5 protein-coding genes are annotated in these 23,991 nt (G+C 74.2%); 2 read left to right on the forward strand and 3 right to left on the reverse strand.

The genetic code is table 11. From position 1 onward, the window contains the following. Position 1: 1 nt before the first annotated feature. On the forward strand, positions 2 to 17,695 hold the full coding sequence (locus ACH4E8_RS19835) for a lonely Cys domain-containing protein (RefSeq protein WP_398449885.1): 17,694 nt from the start codon (positions 2 to 4) through the stop codon (positions 17,693 to 17,695). Next, complete coding sequence (locus ACH4E8_RS19840; protein WP_398449887.1) at positions 17,692 to 18,414, forward strand: type VII secretion system-associated protein; 723 nt, start codon at positions 17,692 to 17,694, stop codon at positions 18,412 to 18,414. Before ACH4E8_RS19835 ends, ACH4E8_RS19840 begins: the two co-directional genes overlap by 4 nt. 66 nt (positions 18,415 to 18,480) lie before the next feature. On the opposite strand, the gene ACH4E8_RS19845 is transcribed toward ACH4E8_RS19840, so the two are convergent. The 3 genes from ACH4E8_RS19845 to ACH4E8_RS19855 form a co-directional block, all read right to left on the reverse strand. Continuing rightward, positions 18,481 to 19,821, reverse strand: a complete 1,341-nt coding sequence (locus ACH4E8_RS19845; RefSeq protein ID WP_398449889.1) for an RICIN domain-containing protein — start codon at positions 19,819 to 19,821, stop codon at positions 18,481 to 18,483. An 80-nt stretch (positions 19,822 to 19,901) separates the two neighbouring features. Continuing rightward, entirely contained in the window at positions 19,902 to 21,899 is a 1,998-nt protein-coding gene (locus ACH4E8_RS19850) for a BTAD domain-containing putative transcriptional regulator (RefSeq protein WP_398449891.1), read from the reverse strand. Positions 21,900 to 22,450: 551 nt separating this feature from the next. Continuing rightward, a complete protein-coding gene (locus tag ACH4E8_RS19855) occupies positions 22,451 to 23,899 on the reverse strand; it encodes an amidase (protein ID WP_398449893.1) in 1,449 nt (482 codons plus the stop codon). Positions 23,900 to 23,991: the final 92 nt, after the last annotated feature.

Consider the following 23,991-nt stretch of genomic DNA (forward strand, 5'->3'; position numbering starts at 1 on the left):
GTTGATCCCCGACAGCATCGAGTTCCCGGAAGAGGCCCGCTGGATCCTCTTCGTCCTGCTCGGCGAGTTGCCGTTGCAGGCGTCGTCGGACATGGCGTTCTCCAGCGCCACCCCGTACGACGACAAGGCGGGGCAGGTCCTCGCGCTGCGCGGTGAGCTCATCGACCTGTTGGGCAAGGTGGACGGTGCGCTGCCGCCGCAGGTGGCGGCGAGCTTCAAGGAGGCGCTGGCTCCCCTGACGGGCATGGGCGGCTCGGACGTCCTCGGCGACCTGGCGGACCAGATCCGTCAGGTCTCCGGCAACCGGGTGAAGCAGTCCCAGAAGATCATGGAGTCCAAGTACGAGATCATCGCCGAGGCCCTGATCCTGCTGGCCGAACTGGCGATCATCGCGGCGCTCTCGGTCTTCACCGGCGGTCTGTCGTTCACCCAGACCGCCACCGCCAAGGCGCGCACCACGGTGGCCGTCCTCACCATCATGCAGCGCCTGCTCAACCAGTCCCATCTGCTGCCCGCGTTGAGCGAGGCGGTGCAGGAGGCGCTGACCACCCTCGCGGTGCGGCTGGCGATGATCGCCCTCAACGACGGCAAGCGCCGCCCGGACGGCATCGACGGCCGCGACATCCTCAAGGCGTTCGTGGTGGGCGGTCTCGCCGGGTTCTTCGGCGACGTCATCTCCAAGTACATCGGCGACATCTTCAAGAACCAGTTCAAGAACTTCGGCGACAACAAGTGGGCCGTTTTCGGCGGGAACGTCTTCCGCAACGCGGCCAGCGAGGGCCCGAGCGAAGGCTTCGCCGAGTTCCTGGTCAACGGCCTCTTCGACGGGCGCTGGAAGTTCGACCTGCTGTCGATGGCGGGCGGCAGCGTCAGCGCCGTCACGGAGATGATCCTCAGCGGCGCCCTGGACCACATCACGAAGGACCTGAACAAGAAGTTCTTCGACGGCCGGAACGTGTTCGCCACGTACAACCCGCCGCCCGGCCCGCACACCGTCCTCGGTGGCGGGGGCGGCGACGTCGTCGTCGACCCCCCGAGGACTTCGCCGCCCACGCCGAACACCGTCACCACCACGTCGTCCGACGGTCCCGCGTCGTCCCCCACGCCCGACCGCGTCCTGCCACCGCCTCCGCCGCCGTACGTCCCGGTGCACACCGCGCCGCCGGTGGTCGACCCGACGCTGGTCTCCAACCCTCCGGCGCCGGTCGACGTCCCGCCGTACAACCTGCCGACCGGCGGGGTCGACCCGCTGCCCGGCAGCACGTCCCCGCACGTCCCCACCGGCGGGAACGGCGTCCGTGACACGACGCTCGTCATCAACTCCCCCAGCCCACTCCCCCCGCCGCTCCTCGACACCTCCTCCCCCTCACCGTCACTGGCCACCCCCGTCCCCGGCACCACCACGACGCCCGTCACGGCCCCGGTCTCCCCTTCCGTGATCGATCGCACCGCCAACCCGCCGTCCTCCGTCACGCCTTCGCCGTCGTCGTCGTCGCGGACGCCAGAGGACTCCTCTCAGGAGAGCCCCGCGCAGGACGACGTCACGCCTGCGGTCACCGCGCCCCCCGGCGTCCCGTCGCAGACCCCCGATCCGATCCGGTCCGAGCAGTGGCGGCCCCGCCAGGACGCGGCGCCGGTCACCGTCGTACGTACCGAAGTGCCGGTCGCGCCGGAAGACGACGGGACGGACGCGACGGACAGGACAGGCGGAACGGAAGGGGCCGACGCGCCGGTACGGAGCGGCGAGTCCAGCACCGTCGACACCGAAGTGCGACGCGTCCAGGCCGACGACGGCCGTTGGGTGCGCTCCTTCACCCTGGACGTCCCCGTCCGCCCGGGCCCCGGGCTCGACGGAGTCGACCTCGACGACCTACGGGAGCGGGTGCGCGTCCTGCTCGACACCGAGGTCAACCAGGGCCTGCTGCTGCCGAACTCCGGTGACCAACTCCACGTCGACCTCTCCGTGGTGATCGATCCGGGCGCCGCCGAAGCGGTCGAGTTCTCCGCGACGGCGCAGCCCGCGCCCTCCGACGGGCAGCACATCCGGCTGTACGGCGACGACCCCGCGCTCGCACCCGCCGATCGCGAACGCCGTCGGGCCGACAACGCCGTCACCGTCCTGCGCCAACTGCTGACCAGGGCGGGCCTCACCCCCACCGCCGACCCGGCGACCGGTCCGCTGGTCACTCCGGAGGCGCTGCGGACCGCGGAGTCCGTCACCGACGTCGTGCGCACCGACACCACGCTGACCGATGATGCGCAGACCGACGTCACTCAGGCCGATACCGACTCCGCCACCGTGCCTGCCGTCGTCCGTCCGTCCTTGGAGTCCAAGGGCCCCGATCTCGGTCCGGTTCAGCCGCTCTCGACCGACTCCGAGCCGCCCGTCCGTCCAGTCACGACGGGCCTGGACGTTCCACGTCCGCTCGTCACCGCCCTGGGGCTGCCGTCCGAGGCCGATTCCGACAGCGAGGAGACGTCATCGGACGACGACAGCGACGTCGAGTCCGATGACGAGCACCCCTCCGTCGCCGCGACCGCCCCGCGCACTGGACAGCCGCAGCCGCAGGGACTGATCCACCGGCACCCTCCCGACTACATGCTTCAGGTCGGATCCGGCGTCGGCAGGCTGCTGTACGGGCTCGGACTACCGGTGGTGCTGGCCGGCGACGCGCGCAGCCGGGTGCAGTTCGCCAACCCCCGCCCGCTGCTGCACGTGGACTTCGAACTGCTCGGGGCCGAGTTGCCGACGGCCGAGGAGATCCACCGGAAGCTGGCACCGCTGTCCGGGCCGGCGGTCGTCACCGTGCCCGCGCAGGACCGTGCGGGGACCGTCGTCCTGACGGTGAACGACGTCGAGATCCGGATCACCGTCGGCACTCCGTCCGCCGGCTACACCACGGCCCCCGGCTTCACCCTGCCCGCACCCGACGACTCCCTCGCCGACATGGCCCTCGCTCTGGCCACCGCACCGGACCGGACCCGGCGCGAAGAAGCCCTCTTCGACCTGTTGTGGGCACTCAGCCGCTCCCCCGCCGACGGGCCCCGCGCCGCCGCGCTCGTCCGGGCCCGGCAGGACGCCTACCGTGCCGCCGCACCTCCCGGGGCCGCCCCCGTCCTCTCCGTACGGCTCAGCGAAGTCCTCGACACCGCCCTGAACCCCGACGCCCTGCACCAGCACGAGGGGCTCTGGGCCGACAACGAAGCGTCCGAGGACGACGAGCCGCGGCTGACGCACGAGTTGGTGACGCTCGCCGACGAGCTGCGCGCCCTGCCCGAGGTCGGCGCCGATCCGATCCGCTCCCTCGCCGCCCGGCTGCCCGGCATGTCGCACGACCGGATCACCCGCAAGCTCGCCGGGCTCACCCCGGACGAACGCGAACGGTTGGCCGGCGACCCGACCTTGGTGAACGCGCTGCGCGCTGCGCTGCCAGCGGCCGACTTCGCCTCGGTCGCGGCCGACCTGATCATCCAGGTGCCGGCGGGAGTCCACCAGCCGGTCTCCGCCCGCGAGAGTGCGCGCAAGCAGGTCAGTCGACTGTTCCAGGACCCCGACGTCACGGCCCGGCTGGTGAAGCTCGGCTCGCGCGCCGTGGTGGTGCCCCGGGACCAGGCCGTGACCTCCCTGGACGCCTTCCACGACCTGAAGGACCAGGTCAGTTCCGACGGCCGGTGCTTCCACACGATGCGCGGCGTGGCCACCCTCCACGCGGCCATCAGCGAGGAGAACCTGCTCGGCGAGCTCACGTCGATCGGCACCGTGCAGAGCCTGCCCGACGGCTACTCGGCCACGCTCCACGAGGTGTCCCACATCGTCCACCGGGTGGGCCTGGGCTACGGCGACCTCGAACGGATCAACCGGGTCTTCGACGCCACGAAGAAGTTGGGCGAGAAGGGCGCCTGGCCCGACGGCGTGCTGTACGCGTACGACAAGGAGACGGGCAAGCGGCTGGGTCCCAACTACAGCAGCTTGAACCAGTTCGAGTTCTTCGCGCAGCTCACCAACGTCTACTTCCGGGCCAACACGGGCAACGACCCGGTCACCAAGGCCCCCCGCAACAACGGCGGCCCGCAGTGGGTGAAGGAGCAGCACCCCACGCTGTACCCGCTGATGGAGCGGTTGTACGGCCCCGGTCCCGAGCGTTCCCTGAGGCTCAACCCGGTCGACACCACCCAGGCCCTCAACGATGGGCTGGCCCAAGCCCGCGCCCTGCTGGGCGACGGAAGCGTCAGCGACCCGGACCTCGACGCCGAAATCCCCGCCGCCCCGGCTCCCGACGGCGACCGCCGCACCCGTGCCTCGGCCGCGCGCACCGGAATGTACCCCCCTCTCGCCGCACCCACGCAGTCGTCGGGCCCGGACTTCGAGCCCCACCCCGACCCCGTGCTGGAGGTCGGGCAGCACGTCGCCCTCGCCCTGCACGGCCTCGGCCGTCCGGCGGTGCTGGCCGGTGCCGCGCGCGCCGTTGTCCAGTTCGACAGTCCCCGTCCGCTGAACGCCGTGGACTTCCAGCTCGACTCGACCGATCTGCCCACGGTCGACAGCATCCGCCGGGCACTGGAGCGGACCCTGCCCGATGCGCGGGTCATCGCCCTGCCGAGCCCTGACGGCAGCAAGGCCGTCTCCCTCGCGGTGGACGGCGTCACGGTCCGGATCGCCACCGGAAGTACGCCCGCCGAGACCGTCAGGATCGACGGGTTCACCCTGCCCGCACCGGCCGGATCCGTCGTCGACGCCGCCCTCGCCGTGGCCACCGGGTCCGACCGTGCCCTGCGCGGGCAGGAGCTCCTGGACCTGCTGTGGGCGCTCGGTGGCACCCACGCCGACGGGCCCCGGGCCGCCGCACTCGTCCGGGCCGGGGCGGACGCCTACCTCGCCACCGCGCTCCCCGGTGCCGCCCCCGCCTTCTCCGTACAGCTCAGCGAAGTGCTGGACGCGGCCCTGGACCCCGACGCCCTGGCCGGACACGAGCAGGTCTGGACGGAGCTCGGGGTCGACGAGGCCGATCTGCCCCGGCTGCGGGCCGAGTTGGTCGCGCTCGCCGACGAACTGCGCACCAGGCCGGACGTCGTCGCCGACCCGGTGCGCGCGCTCGCCACCCGGCTGCCGGGCATGTCCACGGCCGAAATCATCCACGCAGTCGACGACCTGACGCCGGACCTGCGTGAACGGCTGGCAGGCGGGCCCGCCCTGGTGAACGCGGTACGGGACGCGCTCACCCCCGCCGACTTCGCCTCGGTCGCGGCCCATCTGATGGTCCAGGTGCCGCCCGGCTCCCAACAGCCGGTCTCCGCCCGCGAGACCGCCCGGACCGAGGTCGCCCGACTGCTGCACGACCCCGAGGTGACGGCCCGGCTGGTCAAGGGCGGCTCACGGGTCGTGGTGGTGCCCCGGGACGAGTCCATGACGTCCCTGGACGCCTTCAAGCACCTGAAGGGCGAGCGGACCGAGGACGGCCGGCTCTGGGACGACGTGCGGGGCGCGGGCCTGCACAGCGCCGCGGTCACCGAGGAGAACCTGCTCGGCGAGGACACCACGGTCGGCGACGAGGAGCCCTACGACGACGGCTACTCCACCACCCTCCACGAGGTCGCCCACACTGTCCACCAGCACGGCCTGGACGCCGCCGACCGTCAGCTGATCCTCGACGCCTTCGACGCCACCGACCGGTTGGGCGAGGACGGGGCCTGGCCGGACGGCGCGCTGTACTCGTACGACGAGGACGGCGAACGCAGCAGGCCCAACTACAGCAGTCTCAACGAGTTCGAGTTCTTCGCCCAGCTCACCAACGTGTACCTGCGGGCCAACGGCGGCACCGACGTGTACACCGGACTGCCCCGCAACAACGGCGGCCCTCAGTGGGTGAAGGAGAACCAGCCCGACCTCTACCCCCTGATGCGCCGGTTGTACGGCCCCGGCCCGGGGCGCCCCTCTCCGGTCAACCCGGTCCACGCCACGCGGACCGAGAAGGAGTCGCTGGCGCACGCCCGCACCCTGTGGGGCGAGCCCGCCGACAGCCACGCTCCGCAGGAGCGTCCGAGCGATTCGACGCCCGTCCCGGGCGACCGCAAGCACAAGAAGTACGACGGGGTGCGGGCCCTGTGGCACGCCGCCACCGGCAGCCACCGCCCGCAGCCCCACCCGGACGTGCCGGCGCCGGCGACGGGCGGCAAGAAGAGGTACGAGAAGGCGCGCGCCCTGTGGCGCACCGCCACCGGCACCCGCCCCCCGGCCGCTCCGCCCTCCCCCGTCCGGCGCGGCACGTCCGCCGCCCCGGCGCCGACCGAACTCCCCGAACTGTCCGCCTACGCCCGCTCCTACGGCGCCCGGCACGACGGCCACGTCGGGCTCGTGCTCTTCGAGCCCACGCAGCAGACCGTCCTCGACGGCCTGTACCGGCAGATCGCCGACGCCCTCGGCGTGCGCGACGGCACTGCGGACGCAGCGGCCGTGCGCGACCAACTCGCCGACCAACTGTCCGCCGAGGCCGTCGAAAGGCACCGTCCCGAGCTGCGCGGGACCCTGGGCCACCGGATCACCGTGCGGTACGGGGGCCGGACGCGCACGGTCGACGTCCGGCTCGCCCACCGCGACGTCCGCCACTCGCCGCGCTACTACGGCTCGGGGGCGCAGATCCCGCCGGACACCCAGGTGGAGCGGCGCGGCGAAGGCGCCCAGGGGTTCACCGCCGTCGAGAGCTCCGGTACCTACCGGACGATCGCGCTGCCCTGGTCGATGACCCGGTCGATCGCCGCCGGTCCCGTGCGCTCGGGCGATGTCACCGTCACCCCCAGCCTCACCCACAATCAGCTCACGCAGAGCGTCACCGTCGGCGAGACCTTCCACGTCACCACCAAGCACAACGCGAAGGAACCGGCGCGCCCGCTCGACCTCGACGGGCTGTGGCAGGTGCGGGTGGACGCACCGAACGACGGCTCCGGCCGCTGGCAGCGCCCCCGGTCGCACGGGACGCTCACCGGCTGGTTCCCCGAGCACCGGGCCGTCGGCGACGACACCGACCCGGCCGACCTGCCCGCGCCGGGCCCGCTGGACGACCTGCCGCTGTGGGGCGCGGAGAGCGTGGGCGAACCGCGCCGCCTGCACGTCGAAGCCCTCGCCCACCGGGACCTCCCCTCGCTGCGCACCCTGGGCCCGTACTCCCTCCAAGCCCTGACGGACTTCCTCTCGGAACGGAACCTGCGCGGCAGCGCGCTCCAGCAGACCGAGGGCGACGTCTACTCCCCGGTCCTCGGCGACGCCGACGACAACGCCGTCGGCGTGCTCCAACTCATCGCGCACATCGATCCGCAACAGCCCCTGCTGCGCAGCCCCGACAACAAGCTGGCCCTGGAGAACTACCTGGCCCGCGGCACCAGCGTGGAGCAGTCGGCCCACGTCAGCAGCGGCCTCGGGCTGGACGTCGTGGGGGGTCCCACCTTCACCGGTGACGACTCCAGCGAGCGCACCGCCGGCACCGGCGTCGGCATCGGCCCTCAGTTCCGCGGCGGCGGCGCCTGGAAGGTCGACGAGAGCTTCATCGGCACCGCGACGTCGACCCAGCAACACGGTGGCTTCACCACCGGCGGCCAACTGCTCACCCCCGCGACCGTCACCTACGAACTCGTCCTGCACCTGGCGGACGGCGGACGGGAACGCGCCGTCTTCGGCCCCTGGACCGACGGCCTGCGCCTGCTGGTGCCTCCCCGCGACGCCCTGACGGGGCACCGCCCGCAGGGGGCCGAGGTGCGGACCCTGATCGACCGCCTGGAGCACCTGGCGAGCATCGGCTACGCGGACCTGCCGTTCCGCGTCGCCAGCCCCGGCCTCGACGCCATGCTGGACGACGCCGAGAGGTGGCTGCGCTCCGAGGGCTTCCTGCCGCCCGCGCAGCGGCCCACCGGCGGCCGTCTGCCGGTGCCCCGGAACGAGCGGCTGCGCCGCGCCCAATTGGCCAACCTGCGAAGGCTCGGGGACCTGCGGACCCGACTCGGCCGCGCCATGGCGATGCAGAACGCGGTCGACGGCGGGCACCCGCTCTTCTTCGAGCAGCCGGCCGCCGTCGGGCCCACCCGCCGGGTGCAACTGCGGCTCTCCGCGCGACGGGACACCCGCCGCCCCACCGAGCACACCCGCCGACTGCCCGACGCCCACCCGCTCGGCTTCAGCGGCTTCGAGGCCGGTGGCAAGCGGCAGCGCGGCACCGCGCTGACCGGCTCCCTCGGATTCGGCTTCAACGTCAGCGTCCCCGTCGCCGGCGGCAAGGGCACGGTGACCTTCGGGCCGGAGTGGACCGGCAGCGTGCAGGACTCCAACGCGGTCTCCGTCGGCGACGTCACGGGCGAGGAGCACCTCCTGTTGGAGACCCAGGAGGGCGGCGACGCCTTCGATGTGCCCGCCCTCTTCGAACTCGACCTGTACGAGGGCTCCGGTGACACCCCCCTGATCCGGTTCGCCGACGGCCTCGCCGACGACGGCACCGGGACCACGGACGACGACAGGGCCGACTCGCCCCCGCCCCCGCCCGCGCCCGACGGGGCCGGCGAAGCGATCGCCATGGTGTCGCTCGGGCCGCCCGCCCCGCGCGGTGCCCCCGGCACCGTCTCGCTCTTCGTACGGCACTTCCTCACCCGGCCCGCCACCGAGACGCCGGCGGCCAGCGCCGGGCACGTCGTGCGCCGACCGGTCACCGACGGTTCGGACGACGACGACTTCAGGCGGCTCGGCATCGTCGACGCGACCGGGCGCCCGCTGCCCGACGTGGTCCCGCTGGCCGACGGCATGGTGGTGGACAGCGTCCGCGCCACCGCCGCCATCATGGACGCCCTCACCCAGGTCTTCGCCAAGACCCATCCCGGCCACGCCCTGCCCGGGCCCCTGACCCGCGCCGTACGGTCCGCCGGCACCGCCCTGTCCAGCACCGGCGAGACGCTCGGCCAGGGCGCGCGCCGCACCCGCGAACTGGCCCGCCAGGCCGTCCCCACCGGGGTGTTGGGCCCCGTCAACCGGGCCACCGCCCTGGCCACCGAAGTGCTGGGCCCCCCGCTGTCCCGGGTCACCGAGACCTCCCACCACTGGGGCAGCGCCGCCTACAAACGGCTCTCCGTCGCCGCGCTCGGCGCCGACCGCCAGGACGCCGGCACCCTCGCCACCGAGACCCAGCACATCGGCATCCGGCCCGGCCAACTGACCACCCGGGCCCACCAGATCTTCGCCGGACACTACGTCCTGGACGCGCTCACCCTGCCCGGGATGGCGGCCGACGACGTCCTCCAGGTGAGGATCGAGGGCTATCTCCACCACCCCCGGCACCTGGGGAGCCCCGTCTTCTACAGCGAGCAGTCCGAGCTCTCCACCGTCTTGGCCGTCGACCAGCACGGCGTGGCGAAGACCCACCAGTTCACGGGCGCCGTCACCGGCCTGCAGAACGCGCCGGCCAAACCGGCGAAGCCGGCCGCCCAGTTCAACCCGAGCCTGCGCCACGCCTACAGCCACCGCAACGACTCGATCGACGCCCACACCGCGAGCACCAAGGTCTCCCGGGTCCACATCCACACCGGCGTCCACCACCTGATCGCCACCGACATCACCCTGCTGCTCACCGTTCGCCGCGGCGTGCGCAACGTCTTCGGCAACACCGTGGGCCTCGGCGCGTCGGCGCCGGTCGTGGTCGCCGTCGACGTGCCCCGCGCGATGGCCATCCTCGCGCCGGAGCCGGTCCTCCTGCGGTACACCCGGTTCTACGCCTTCCCCGGGGTGACGCTCCCGGCGCTGCCCGCGCCGAGCCTCCCGCCGCCGGACGCCTTCGCCCGCACCCGCACCCTCACCTTCGGCAGCGTGCTGTCGCTCACCCAACTCGACGACGTACGGCACCGCAGGGAGCAGCGCGACCGGCTGGGCGCCGAGTTGTCGCGGCTGGTGGAGCACGAGGCGTACGGCATCACCGGCCCGGGGCACTCCTCGTACCGGGACGGCGTCGCCGCCGAGATCGCCCGCTTGACCGAGCCGTCGGCGCTGCGGACCCTGCCCGGCCGCGGACGGGCCGGGCAGGACGCCCAGTTCTTGCACTTCGGGTACGGCGGTGCCCGCCTGGTCGAGATCGTGCTGGTCGCGGAGCCCGTGCAGCAGACGCCGGGGTTGCGCGAACTGCGCGGCCGGCCCGTCGGGACCGCCGGGCTGGAACAGGTGCAGAGCCACGCGCCGCTCAATCAGTCGGCCACCCACACCGTCACCCGTACCCACCAGACCACGGTGGCCCCCGTCGCCCGCTACCCACGGCCCTCGGCCAACGGGCAGACCGACCGCGAAGGGGCCGTCGTCGCCCTCACCCGCCAACGGGTGGGCACCGTGCGCAACGACCGCACCGGCGAGGACCGGCTGTGGACCCGCACCGACACCGTCGGCGACTTCGACGTGGACTACGTCATCACCGCCACGGTGCGGTCCCAGTTGATCGTCGAGTGGCCCGCCAACGTGCCGGGCGGGGTGTTCCAGGCCGGGCTGCTGTCGTTGCGCGGCCTGGAGGGCGGGGTGGCCGAAAGGGTCACCACGTGGATGCGGCGACTGCTGGCGGGCCGCCCCGGCACCAGCGTCTCGGTGCCCGCAGCCGCCGTCGTCCGGTTCGCCGGGGCGCAGTCGGTGCCGCCGCGACCGGGGCGCGCCCCGCTGCCGCCCGCACTGCACACCGCCGATCCCCTGGTGCCGCGTCCGAACGCCGGCCCCGTCCCGCCGGCGTCGGCGTTCGACTCGCCCCCGCTGGCGCCCACGGGCCCCACCCCGGTCTTCCACTTCGACGGCTCCGATGAGTTGGTGCGAGCGCTCCTCGCGGTCGCGCCGCAATCCGCTGCCTCCTGGGGGCTGTCCGCCGCGGCCTCCGCCGAGGCCAACGCCGCCCGGATCGGCGAGCTGGTGCAGACCGGGCAGCTCGGCATCGACGCGCCCCGTACCGCCGCCGGTCTCACCCCGCGCGTTCCGGGCCGGGCGCCACTGGCCTCCCCGACGCAACCACCCACCCTCTCCGTCGCGTTGTACGATCCGCGCCCGGTCACCGGCAGCGCCGACATCGCCATGGACCGGGTCCGTCGCGAGGGCGCGGGGAGCACGACCACCGGGTCCGCGGCCGAATCCGCCGCTCTGACCTACCAGAGCACCCACGCCCTGGACTCCGGCAACCGGTACTTCCTCGCGTTCGTGGTGCCGCTCGTCGCCCAGCAGGCGCACGCCTCCGGGTCCGGCGGCAGCGCCACCGGCACCCGGCTGAACCGGCATCGCACCGCCCGCTCCACGGCCCCCGTCGACCGGATCGGCACGCGCACCCACACGACGTCGGTGGACGCCGTCTTCACCGTCCACGGGCCGAAGGGGACCCGCTGGGTCACCGGCACCGCCGACGTCCACCTGTGGGAGTACGACCTGATCGGCTTCGGCGTGCTGCCCGCCCGCCCCGTCGACCGGGCCTACGACGTGCCCGCGCTGCTCGCCGGGCAGGCCGCGGACGACCTGCGCGACTGGGCCCGACACCCGCTCACCGACCTACCGGCCGCGCTGGCCGCCGGGCTCGACCCCGAGGACCCGTCCGCCCGGCTGTGGCTCAACCTCGGCGACGACGTCGACGGCGGGCGGCTGGCGCACGCCGTGTACGCCGCCTCCCGCACCGCCGTGCTCGCGGGCCGCCCGGTGGAGTTCGCGGTGCGTACGGCCGACGGCCCCCGGCTCTGGCCGTTCGCCGCGGACGGCGCCCCGGTCGACGCCACGCCGGGCACCCGTGCCGCCTGGCGCGCCTGGCAGGAGGCCGCCACGGCCTTTGACGCCGCGGTGGACGCCCAGGAGCAGTCCGCAGCCCTGGCGCAGGAGTACGCCGCGGAGTCGGCGGTCGCCACGGATGCGCTGCGCGACGCGGAGGCCGAACTCGCCGCCGCCCGCACCGCGCACGAGGGCGCGCAAGGATCCCACCGCGACGCGGTCCTGGCCGCCGACACCGCACGGCGGACCACCGCCCGGGCCGTACGCGAGGCGGCAGCGGCGCACGCCCGGGCCGAGGCCGCCGTGCGCACCGCGGAGGCGATGCCGACGCAGGAGCAGATCGACCGGGCCCGGGCGGTGTGGCAGCAGGCGGAGGCCGAGGCGCGCAGCGCCGGACCTGAGGGCCCCGACGTCGGCCCGACCGCCGAACTGCACGCACGAGTCGGCAGCACCCACCGTGCCTGGCAGGAGTTGGCCGCCCGAGGCCGGGGCCGCGAGACCGCCGTGTCCGCCGCGCACACCGCCCGTGCGGAGGCCGTACGCGCCCTCGGCGTGGCCCGTGCGGAGCAGGAGCGCCAGCGGCACGAGGGCGAAGCCACGGTGGCCGAGGCCGCCCGAGTGCAGAAGGCCGCCGCAGAAGCCGTCGCCGAACGCACCCGCGCCCGCGACGCCCACCGCGTCCGGCTGAACGACGTGGACCTGACCCTGCGCGCCCTGCGCGCCGACCAGCCCGCCCGGGCAGCGCAGCAGACCGACGCCCTGCACGCCCTGGCCCGGCGCACCGGTGCCCTGGACGGGCTGCGCCGCGCGGAAGGCACCGGCGCCTCGGGGTCGTTGCTCGGCTCGCTGTCCGCCGCGCCGCCTGCCGTGCCGGGCGCCCGCAGCGCTCCCGCCCGCCCGCAGCGCCCCGGCCCGGTGCCGCTCGCCGACGTCACCGTCGATCCAGAGCCGCAGCCGGCCGCACCGCGCCTCCGTCCCCACGACCGCGCCGCGCTGCTGCGCATCGCCCGACGGACCACCGCCCGGTACACCGCGGGGGACCTGTCCCTGGAGGACTGCCTGCGGCTCCTCGACGCACTGGGCGCCGACCTGCGCCCGGGCGGGGCCCACCCGGCGATCACCCTGGACGACGACCCCGACGGGAGCATCGCGCCGGGCCCGGGCTGGCGCCGCGTGCCCTCCTGGCGGTCGTTGGCCGAAGCGGTCACCACCGCCGGGCCCGGTACCGTCGCGTTCGTCGTCACCCGCAGCCCGGACGGTGCGACGGGGCGCATCTGGGCGGCCTACCACCTCGGCGACGAGGGCGTGGGGTGGCTCGACCTGTCGGCGCCCGCGCGCCGGATGCTGTCCTCGCAGCCGCCTTCGGTCGCAGCCGCCGCGGCGCGGGCGGTGGTGGTCGACCCGTCGGGCCAGGTGCTCGAAGGCCCGCCGTCGCCGGCCCTGTCGCCCTCCCCCGGCCCGAGCACTGCGCCCACCACCGCGGCCGCGGTCACCGAAGTCCACTCCGCTGCCGTGCCCGCCCCGGTGATCGTCGCAGCCGACGGCACCGAGGTCCCCTTCGAGACCTTCGCCCTGCTCCGGCACCAGGGCTCCCAGGGCGGTCTGATCGGCCTCTCGTCCCGGCCGCAGACCGAGCGGCAGGAGTCCCACCGCCAGACGTACGGGCTGCTGCCGGGCACCGACAGCTTCACCCGGGTGCGCCCCGGCCCGACTCCGGTCGAAAGCACCCCGGAGCCGCTGCCGTTCACCGAGCCCTTCCTGGTGGGGCTGCGCGGCGACGCCTCCGGCTTCGCGCCCGCCGTCGACCGCGAGGCACCCGTGCTGCTCGACCCGTACGGCCTCGTCGACCTGCTGCTCGCCGCCGCCCCCGAACTCGCCGACCTTCCGCCCGGGCGCCCGGTGCTCTTCCCCTCCACCGACCTCGCCGGCCCAGCGCCGTACGACCCGTTGCTCCAACCGTTGCCCGGCCAGGCGGTCGCCAACGGCCTGGGCCGTTGGGCGTGGGCGACGGCGGGCGGCTACGAGCCCGTGCTCGTCGGTCCCGACGCGGACGCGCCGGCGCGCTTCCAACTCGCCGAGGACGACGACTGGGCCGGCTTCCGGCCCGAGCCGACCGCATCCGCGCTGGCCCGGCTCGCGGCCGAGGTGGCGGGCGATGCCGCCCGTGCCCCGCAGGTGCTGGGCCATCTGCGGGCGGTGCGGCTGATCTACGGACCGCACGTGGAGGACGACCGAAGCGTCCTGTTCACGCTGCTGCGCGGCTTCCAGGCGCTGGAGCAGGACCGTGCGAACCGGGGCGTCACCGGTCTGCTGACGTGGCGGGAGCTACGGCAGTCGATCGCGGCCGAGTCCACCGGCGGCGGGCCGGTCGAGCCGGCGCCACCGGTGGGTCTGCCGGTGCTGCTGGCCGCGGCGGCCGGTCGGACCGGAATCGAGTTGCCGGAGCTCTCCGGGTCGTCGCCGACTCCCCGTCATCACGCCCCGAGCACCTGGCTGTCGACGCCGCCCGACGCTCGGGTCCAGCACACCGAGCCGGGCGGGGACACCGAGCGGGCCGTGGACCTCTTCGCGCCACCCGCGTCCGCTCCGACGGCGGCACCCCCGGCAATACCCCTCGCCCTGGCCGCCCGGCCGCTGACAGGCGGCTTCACCGGTGCCAAGGACCCGTTGCTCGCGCCCGAGACGGTGATCCGCAACGCCGCGGGCGAGGCGCGGGGCCGCAACCTCACGGGCAGGCCCGTCAAGGACCCGGACCTCACCTCGATCCGCACCGTACGGATCCATCCGGGCGAGCCGTCCGAGGTCTCCACCCGACCCGCGCCCTGGCCCGAGAACGCCTACGTCGTCGCCGCGCCCGGCGGCGCCGGACAGGCGTGGCTGCCCGACGGCCGCGTCTTCGGCCCCGACGCCCTCGCCGACCTGCTCGCCGCCGACCCCGAACTGGCCGGACTCCCGGCCGATGTGCCCGTGCTGCTGGTACTGCCCTACGGCGGCGACGGCGACCAGAGGCTGCTGCGGACCCTCGCGCACCGGCTGGGCCGGGTGGTGTGGGGCACCAGCGGCGACACCAGGATGGTGCCCGACGGCGACCGCCACGTGCCGGCCCTGGCCGACCGCGTCCCGGGCGCGGCCGTCGGCTCCTGGCTACCCGCCGACCCCGCGCTGCCGGCGCCGTCCGACGAGGACCGGGAGTTCACCTCCGTCGACGGCGCTCTGCTGCGGGAGAGCGAGATCGACGCCCGGCCGTTCACGGACGACCGGGACCGACAGCTCGGCCGCACCTCCGTGCCCCGCACCCCGCAGGCCCGCCGCAACGAGGAACGCTTCCGCCGCTTCCGCCATCTGCGCAAGCTGGTCCATCTCACGCCCGCCGCCGGTCGCGTCCAAGACGGCAGCGAGGAGCCGATCAGCCCGCCGCCGTCGGCCGTCTTCGTCTACGCGGGCCACGGCGAACCCGGCCGCCTTCATGTGGCGCTGAAGGACGGCCGCACGTACTGGCTCGGCAAGTTGGAGGCCGTCCGCTACCTCAGCGGACTGCACGAGGTGCGCAACCTGTCCCGCGGTGGCCGCATCCACCTGGAGGTCTGCTGGAGCGCCACGGACGGCGACTCGGACCAGTCCTATCCGTTCCTGCACGCGGAGGCGCCGCACCTGGACGACCCGCTGGACGACGTGCCGCTGGGCCAGCTCCTGGCCAACGTCACCCGCCGGGAGGTGGACGCCGCCACCCGCCCGACCGGCCTCAACGGCCAAGAACGCCTCCTGCTCGCCTCGGCCGGCGGCGTCCTCGGTGCTCGGGTGCTGTTCCTCCCCGAGCCGAACTTCCTCGAACTCGACGCGCTGGCCCGCTCGGGCGGGCTGCACACCGGCCCGGAGCCGGTGTCGGAGGAGACCCGGCGCACCACCCTGCGCCTGGTGCGGGCGCTGCGCCGGGAGTACGGCGGCGGCACGGAGGACCCCGTCCACGACTCCGAGTTGTGGCAGGGCATCACCGCGCTGGAACGGTTGCGCGCCAACGACGAGAGGCTCAAGGCGACCACCCCGTTCCGCCTGGACCTGTGGGACTTCTACGCCGAGCAGCGCTCCGGGCGCCCCGCCGACCGGGCGGGGCGGACCGCGCTGCTCGACCACGCCCGTGCCGTCCTCGCCGCCGACCCGAAGGCCGAACTCGGCACCGCGGTGCCCTCCCGCGTCCTCGACGCCACCTTCGAGATGTTGGCCGAACAGGGCGACGCCATGCTGCGTTACGTCCAGAACGTGCGGCCCGGCGCGACGCCCACCCCGCAACAGTGGGCGTCGACCCTGTGGGCCTGTGCCCGCGCCGCCGACCGGCTGTTCGTCGCCCCGCCCAAGGACCACCGAGAGGCCCTGGGCCGTCGGATCCTGCGCCTTGCGCCTCACGTCCCGTGGGACCGCGACCGTCGCCAGGAGCTCTGGGCGCTGACCGCTCGCGCCGCGGCACGGGGGCTGGACATCGCCGACCCGGAGGTGCTGACGGCCTACCGCCTGCTGGACGGCGGAGCGTTCGGCGCCGCGGCCCAGTGGGCCACCGGGCCGCAGTCCCCCGCGGGCGGCATCAACTGGAGTGGCGCCCGGGCCCCGCACGGCGTCCTCTGGCACGCGCCGCGGCAGATCGTGCCGGGTCCGGCCGGCACCTCCCTCCAACCGTCGCAGGCCCCTTGGTCCGGCCCCGGGCTGCCCTACCCCCGCGTCTACCTGGTCCACGTCGACCAGCCCGGACAGATCGACCTCCAGCTACCGGACGGGACGCAGGCGTCCCTCACCGAGGGCGAGTTCCTGGCCCTGCTCGTCCTCGACCCGATGCTGCGCGACCTGCCGCTGCGCGTCCCCGCGGTGTTCTTCACCACCGGCCCGGGCGCGCTGCCCGCCGGGTTCGCGCAGCGGTTCGCCGAGCGCACCGGTCGCACCGCGCACGCCGCCGCCGGGCCGATGATGCTGGCCGGCGCGGAGGACGCACCGCGTACGGTCCTGCTGATGCTGGACCCGACGACCAAGGGTCCAGGCCGCTGGACCACCGGCGAACGCGGCCGGTCCGGCGCGACACAACGCGAAGTCGCCCTGTTCGCGTCCGACCTCCCGGCGTCCGACCTCCCGGCGTCCGACCTCCCGGCGTCCGACCTCCCGGTCCACGACGACACCGACGCCTTCGTTGCACGGATGCCGTACGGCCCCGTCTTCGCTGCCCCAGACCTCACCGCGTCCAAGGAGCAGGCACCTGACGGCGGACCCGTCGCACCTGACACCGCTCCAGGGACGTTGCAGCGCACCGGCGACGGCGGCGCCGTCCTGGACGGCGTCCCGCACGCCCTGCTCCCGGTGTCTTCGGGCCCCGGCGGCGCCAACGAAGCCATCGTGCTCGCCGCCTTCGGCGACCACCCGTCGCTGGCCGATCTGCTGCCGACGGCGGAGCCCGAGCGGAGCGCCGCCTTCCGCAGCTGGCTCGCAGGCGCACTCGACGACGACCGACTCACCGATCTCACCGATGCCCAAGTCCCGTCGCTGGACCGGTCGGCGACGGTGTCCCTGTCGCTTTTGGAGGACGCGGGTCACGTCCTCACCGACGTCCAGCGCACCCAGGGCACCCTGCTCGGCAACCTGCTCCCGGCCACCGACGTCACCGTAGCTCCCGCCGTACGGCTGCGGCTGCTGCTGGCCGACCCCGCCCTCGGCGGACCCGGCGCCGAGTTGCCGCTGCTGCCGTTGCTGGCCGCCGCCGCGCGCACCCTCGACGTGACGGCCGCGGTGGCGGAGGCCGGAGCCGTCGACACCGTCGTCTTCGTCGGGGTGCCCGGAGGGGGTGGGACCCCTGTCTCCGCACCGCCGTCCGTGCTCCTGCTCCACGACGGTGACCGCTGGCTCCTCGGGCGGCCCGAACTGCCCGGCGCGGAGCGGACACTGGACCATCGACCCCGCACCCTCCCGAGGAACCCATGAACGACACCCCCTCAGCCGCCGGGGCCGGGCCCGTCGATGGCCCAGCGTCCCCGGCCCCCCTGGATCCCGCCCGGACGGCGAACGGCACGGCGGGGCCGACCGGGCCCGTTCCGCGCGGTCACCCGGCCTTCCACGAGCCCCCGGAGGAGTACGTTTCCGCCGCCCGGCTCGCCCCCGGGCACTGGCTGTCGCTGATCGACCGGCACTGGGAGGGCGACGTCGGCGAGCCGCCGCCGCGGTGGGCCGTACCGGGCCGTTGGCGCAGCGACGCCCGCGGCGAGATCGTCGAGTGGGAGGAGAACCCCGGCTACCGTCCCTCGCCCGACGCCTACGGTTGGGCCCCGCCGGTCGACCCGGCCGACGCCGCGGTGCGCCTGGTGGCCACCGGCTACGCGTCCGAGGACCTGCTCGCCCTGGCGATCGCCGACGGCGAGGTCGCGGTCTGCGTGGACGCCGCGGGCGCCCCGGCGGTGACCGAGGCACCCGGTGGCACACCCGCCGTGCCGGTCTTCTCGCCCGTGCCCGGGCCGGACGCGGACCGGCTGCCGCCGCACCGGGTGATGCCGGTGCCGGCCCTGCTCGACCGACTGCCCGAGGAGCGAGGGGTGTTGTTCCTCAGTTCCTCCGCCCCGGTGGCCCGACTGCTCTCCGCGGACGAACTGCGCGCCGCCCTGGTCGAGTTGCTCGACACGGGGGGCGAGATCGAGCGGGACCTCTGACGCTGCAGCGGGCCCGGTCCTTCGGCGTGCTGCGCCGACCCGGGCCCGCCCCGCACCGCGGTCCGCTCAGGAACGGGTGAAGATCCACTCGTGGTTGTTCTGGCCCTCGGGCGCGCAGGGCCAGACGATGAGTTGGCGCTCCTTGTCGCTGCGGCTGTAGGAGTCCAGGCACATGTTGTTGCTGGCGGCGTTGCGGATCCAGAACTTTCCGTCCGCCTGCTTGTCCAGCCACCAGAGCTGGTTGTCCTTGGTGGTGCCGTTGCAGGGGTACTCGGTGACCTTGGTGGCCGGCCCGACGCCCCCGTTGCCGGGGAGGTCCAGGCACATGCTGTCCATCACGTTGCGGATCTGGAACAGCGGCGTCCCGCCGGGCCCGGCCGATGCGTAGCGCTGCTCCACGTTCCAGAGCTGGTTGTCACCGGTGCTGCTGTTGTTGCAGGTGAAGTGGTGGACCTCGGTGTCCGGGCGCCCGCTGGAGTAGCCGGGGATGTCCACGCAGGTGCCGTTGGTGTTGTTCTTGATGAGCACCCGGGTCAGCACCGCCGGCAGATTGCTCGGCGGCACCTTCTTCTTCGGCTCCGCCGCCTTCTGCTCCACCGCACGGGTCGACGGGCTGGGCGGGGCGGCCGCGCCGACGGGCGGGTCCGCCTTCTTCTGGTCGGCCTTCGCCCCGCTCGCGTCCTTGCCCTTGTCCTTCGCCGGTGCGGACTTCGTCGGCGAGGGCGGGGGCGACTCGGCCACGAAGTCACCGGCCGGGTCGTCCTCGTCCTTCAGGACGTTCTCGGCCGCCCCGGCTTTGACGGTCTGCTTCTCCTCGTCCTTGCCCGTCGCCATGATGAGCAGCGGAACGGCGACCAGGATGGCGCCGACCATGGCTGCGCCGGCCAGCACCGGCTTGCCGGGGCGGCCGGGCGCGCCGGCGTCGGGGGCGGCCGCGTCGCCGCCGGACCCGGCAGCGGCGGCGAGGCCCCGGCGTCCCTCGCGGGTCCGGGACGCACCGGCCGCCTGCCGCGCCCCGCCGGCGCTGGCGGTGGCGGTGGTGCTGTTCGCCGCTCCGGCCGCGGCGCCCTGGGGGGCGCCCTCGACCTCGGCCCGTACGGCGGCGTCGGGCTCCGCCGTGTTCTCGGGCTCATCGGGCTTCGCAGCCGCTTCGGAGGTCTCGGCGGTCGCGGTCTGCTGAGCGGCCCCGGCCTTGCCGGCGTCGTCGCCTTCCGCCCGATCGGCCCCCGGGGCACCGGACTCGGTGCTCCGGGACTCCGGTCCGCGCGGGCTCCCGGCGGAGCGGGCCGGCTCCCCGGCACCGGGTTCCGGGGCGTTCGCGGCTCGCCTCTCCTCTGCGGCTTCGGGGGCGGCGGATTCCGCCGACTGGTTGGAGGGCTCGCCCGATGCCTTCTGCTGGTCGGACATGTACTTCTCCTCTGGTCCCGGAGGCGCTGCCCCGGGGTGATGCGGATACGAGGGTGGGAGGGTTCGGATCGGTGCTCGGGTCAGGGTCCGTCCCGGCCCGTGCTCCGAGGAGAACCCCGCTGAGCGGCCGGGGCGGTCGACGGCACCGGCGCCAGGGGGCCCGCCGCCCGGAGGTGCCCTGCGAGCCGGGTCGGGTCGGTGTCGTCGCGTTCGGTCAGGGCGCGGGCCAGCGCGGCGTGCAGGAGTTGCCGCCCGGAGGGCGTGAGGGCGTCGAGCAGCACCTCCCGGACGAGTTCGGGGAGGCGGTAGTGCCCGGCGAACGGATCTCCGTCGTCCGGGTGCCAGACGAGCAGTCCGGCGGTGACGGCGTCGTCGACCAGGGCCGGCAGCCGATCGGGGGTCATGCCCGGGACCCCGGCGAGGAGCCCGAGGTCCAGCCGTCCGCCGTCGACGGCGGTGTGGGTGAGGACGGAACGGGCTGGTGCGGTCAGTCCGGCCAGCCGGGCGTGGACGATGGCGCCCACCGCGGTCGGCACCCGGGCACCGGGCCCGGTGCGCCGACCGGGCGCCAGCCGTAGCAACTCCGTCAGGACGAACGGATTGCCCGCGGAGCGCCGGTGCAGGGCGGTGGCCTCCGCCGGGTCCTCCCCGCGCGCGGTGAGCAACTCGGCCACGTCGTCGCCGGTCAGCGGCTCCAGGTGCAGCCAGGCCGTGCCGTGCCGGGCCAAGTCCGCGAGCAAGCCGCTGACCTGCGGCGTCCCGGTGTCCCGCAGGGTGCACATCACGGCCGTCGGAGTGTCCCGCAGCAGCGCGGCGAGCCGTCGCAGCCGTACGTAGCTCTCCGGGGCGGCCCCGTCCAGGTCGTCCAGTTGGCACAGCACGGGCGCCCGGCCCAACTCGCGGGCGAGCGCCTCCACGGGATCCGGATGCGTTGCCGCCGCCTCGCCGTGACCGCTCTCCTTGGGTGCCCGCCGCACCAGTGCGTCCAGGAGCCGCACCACCGGGCACGACGGCGCGGCTCCTTGGCCGGCGTCGCCCGTACGGCCGCCCCGAACGCGGACCACGGGCAGCCCCATGTCGGCGGCGCGGTCCGCCGCTTCGTCCAGCAGCCGGGTCTTGCCGGAGCCCGCCTCGCCGGAGATCACCGCCCACTGGGTGCCGCCTGCGGCCACGGCTTGCAGCAGCCCGTCGAGTTGGGCCAGTTCCTCGGCCCGCCCCACCAAGCGCGGCCTGGGGGACGACAGGGCCGACGGGACGGTGGTCAGCCGCTGCGGCCCGGGGACGCCGAGCGCCGGGCCCAGGACGTCGGTGTCGTGCCTCAGCACGGCCATGTGCAGGTCGCGCAGTCCCGGGCTGGGGTCCAGTCCCAACTCGCACGCGAGCAGGGAGCGGAACCGCTCGTACTGGCGCAGCGCTTCCACCGGGCGCCCGGCTGCGTACAGCGCGCGCATCAGCAGCGCCCAGGACGTCTCGCGCAGAGGGGCGTCGGCGGTGAGTCGCACGGCAGCGGGCACCGCTCGGTCCACGTCGGCCTGTTTGATCAAGATGGTGACCTGGAGCTCCAGGGCGTCCTGGCGGGCAGCGTTGAGCCGGGCCTTCTCCCGTAGCGCGAAGGAGTGGTCGGCCGCCTCGCCGAGGGCCGGGCCGCGCCACAGCCCGAGCGCCCGGTCGAGCCGCTGTCCGGCCTGGTCCAGGTGCCCTGCGTGCACCGCGGTGCGGGCGGCTAAGACGGACTCTTCGAAGACGGTGGTGTCCCGCGCCTCACGGGGAATCCGCAGGGCGTAGCCGTCCCGGCTGCTGACGAGGACGTCGGAGCGGCCACGACGCCCCGGGTCGAGCGCCGAACGCAGTCGGCTGACGTGCGCGCGCACCGAGGACGCGGCGGCCGTCGGCTGCTCCCCCTCCCACAAGTCGCGACAGATCCGGGTGAGCGAGACCGGGTGCCCGTCCTCGATCAGCAGACGGGTCAGCAGCACCCGGCGCTGCCGGGGCCCCAAATCGAGTGCGGTGGCACCGCGCTGCACCTCCACGGGGCCGAGCAGGCTGTACCGCAGGGGGGAACCGTCACGGATGTCCACGAGAACCGGCCACCTCCTGATGCGCCGTTCAGTGCGAGACGCACGGCATGTACGGGGGCTCGCGCACCGGAACTCCTCTTCCGCCGGCCGCGCTTCGGCAGCTTACGCCATCCGGGTGACGCCCACGGATCGGGAAACGTGCTGGTGCAGCCCAGTTGAGACGGCGCCAGGACAGTTCCGTGACAAGGCCGTTCTCGTCGTGCCCGAACGGTCATCCCTCGCGTACTCGGTGCTCGTACTCCCGGGTAGCAGTCGCGCTTGGAAGCTCGCCTTTCGCGAAATGCCACGGAGCCATGGCCGCCTGTCGCGGTGTCGGGACCGGCGTGGCAGCGCGGGTTCGCGACGCACGGCGCGACCGGCCGGACGGATTGCGCCGGCCGGCCGGACCGCGAGGGCGTGCGGTCACCGCAACTCCGGAGACCGGACACGTACGAGGAAGAAGCGCTGGTGCGGGAGGTGACCCGGCGTCGACGTCGAGGCCGTGGCCGTCGCGGTCCGGGCGGCGACCGGGTCACCCCGCCATTTCACGGGCCGACGGCCCGGTGGCGCACTCAGAATCCCGGCGGACGGCGGAACCCGCCGATGACCTCCGCCAGGCACCGCACGAACTGGACCGCGGTGCGGTCGTGCAGGTAGGGCGCGATCACCTGGATGCCGACCGGAAGCCCGTCCCGGGTCGTCCCGACGGGGGCCACCGCCGCGGGCAGGTGGTTGAGCGCCGACGTCGCCATCCACGTGAACATCTCGCTGTACGGCCGGTCGGCGCCGTTGACCCGCAGTGTTCGAACCGACGAGTCGGGATCGGGTCGCTGATCGTGGGCGAAGGCAGCCGTGGGACTCACCGGGCAGAGGAGCACGTCGACGTCGCGGAAGAACTCGGCCCAGCGTCGGCGGGAGTGTTGCCGACGTTCGTCGAGCGCGTGCCAGTCGCGGAAGCTGACCGTCTGCTCCGACGCGGACCCGCCCGCGGCCCCTTCCGCCGCGGCGAGCTCCACCAGCCCGGCATACGACTCGTCCGACTCGACCAGCCCGCTCTGCGCCATCAGCAACGGCTGGTAGAGCGCCGTGGTCTCTTCGAGCCCGACCGGTCCCCCGGCCTCCACCACGGCGGCGCCCTCGGCCCGTACCGCCTCCAACGCCGCCTGCATGATCGCGACCAACTCGCCGTCGACGGGGCAGAACGGGTCGTCGAGCCACGCCGCGACCCGGAACTCCCGCAGAGTGCCCGCCCTGGCGGCGGGCAGCTCCAGCCGCCACGCGGGAGCGCGGTCGTGGTCTGCTCCTGCGAGGACGTCGAGACCCAGGTCGAGGTCGTCGGCGTGCCTGCCGAGCGGGCCGAGGACCGCCATGTCGAAGTCGGCCAGCGTCCCGGGGGCGTGTCCCGAGACGCTGCCGTACCTCGGCACGATTCCGAACGACGGGCGCAGCCCGTACACGCCGCAGAAGTGGGCAGGCACCCGAATCGAGCCCGCCGTGTCGCCGCCGAGCTCCAGGCCGGTCAGCCCCGCGGCGACTGCCGCGGCGGACCCGCCGGACGACCCGCCGGGTCCGCGGGTCGGGTCCCACGGATTGTTCGTGGTTCCGTAGATTTCGTTGTAGGTCTGCCAGTCGCGGGCGTCGGCCGGCAGGTTGGACTTGCCGAACACGATCGCTCCGGCGTTCTTCAGCCGTGCGACCGACTCGGCGTCGCTCGTCGAGACGTGCGCCCCCCAGCGGGCCGAACCTCCGGTGGTCCGCATGCCCGCAACCTCAAGACTGTCTTTGATCGTCACGGGGACGCCGTGCAGGCGGCCGAGTGACTCGCCGCGGGAGACCGCGCGGTCGGCCGCCAGTGCCGCGGCTCTCGCACCCTCCTCGTCCCGGGCGACGATGGCGTTCACCTTCGGATCGAGCCGCTCCATTCGGGCGAGGTAGTGGTCGAGCAACTCGACGCTCGACACCTCCTTCGCCGCGACGGCGGCAGCGAGCCGACCGGCAGAGCGAAAAGCTAGATCGGTCATGCAATCTCCAGGAAAGGCCAGACCCGCGGCGATCACATCGCTGCGACCGACGCAAAATCCCAGTTCAGGGCGGATCTAAGTCGACCCTAGCG

Origin of the sequence: Streptomyces sp. NPDC017979, from assembly GCF_044328175.1 — a bacterium.
Taxonomy (GTDB): Bacteria; Actinomycetota; Actinomycetes; order Streptomycetales; family Streptomycetaceae; genus Streptomyces.

Bases quoted from the DNA above. Each gene is read 5' to 3' on its own strand.
- ACH4E8_RS19840 (WP_398449887.1), top strand. From the start codon at position 17,692: ATGAACGACACCCCCTCAGCCGCCGGGGCCGGGCCCGTCGATGGCCCA.
- ACH4E8_RS19845 (WP_398449889.1), bottom strand. From the start codon at position 19,821: ATGTCCGACCAGCAGAAGGCATCGGGCGAGCCCTCCAACCAGTCGGCG.
- ACH4E8_RS19855 (WP_398449893.1), bottom strand. From the start codon at position 23,899: ATGACCGATCTAGCTTTTCGCTCTGCCGGTCGGCTCGCTGCCGCCGTC.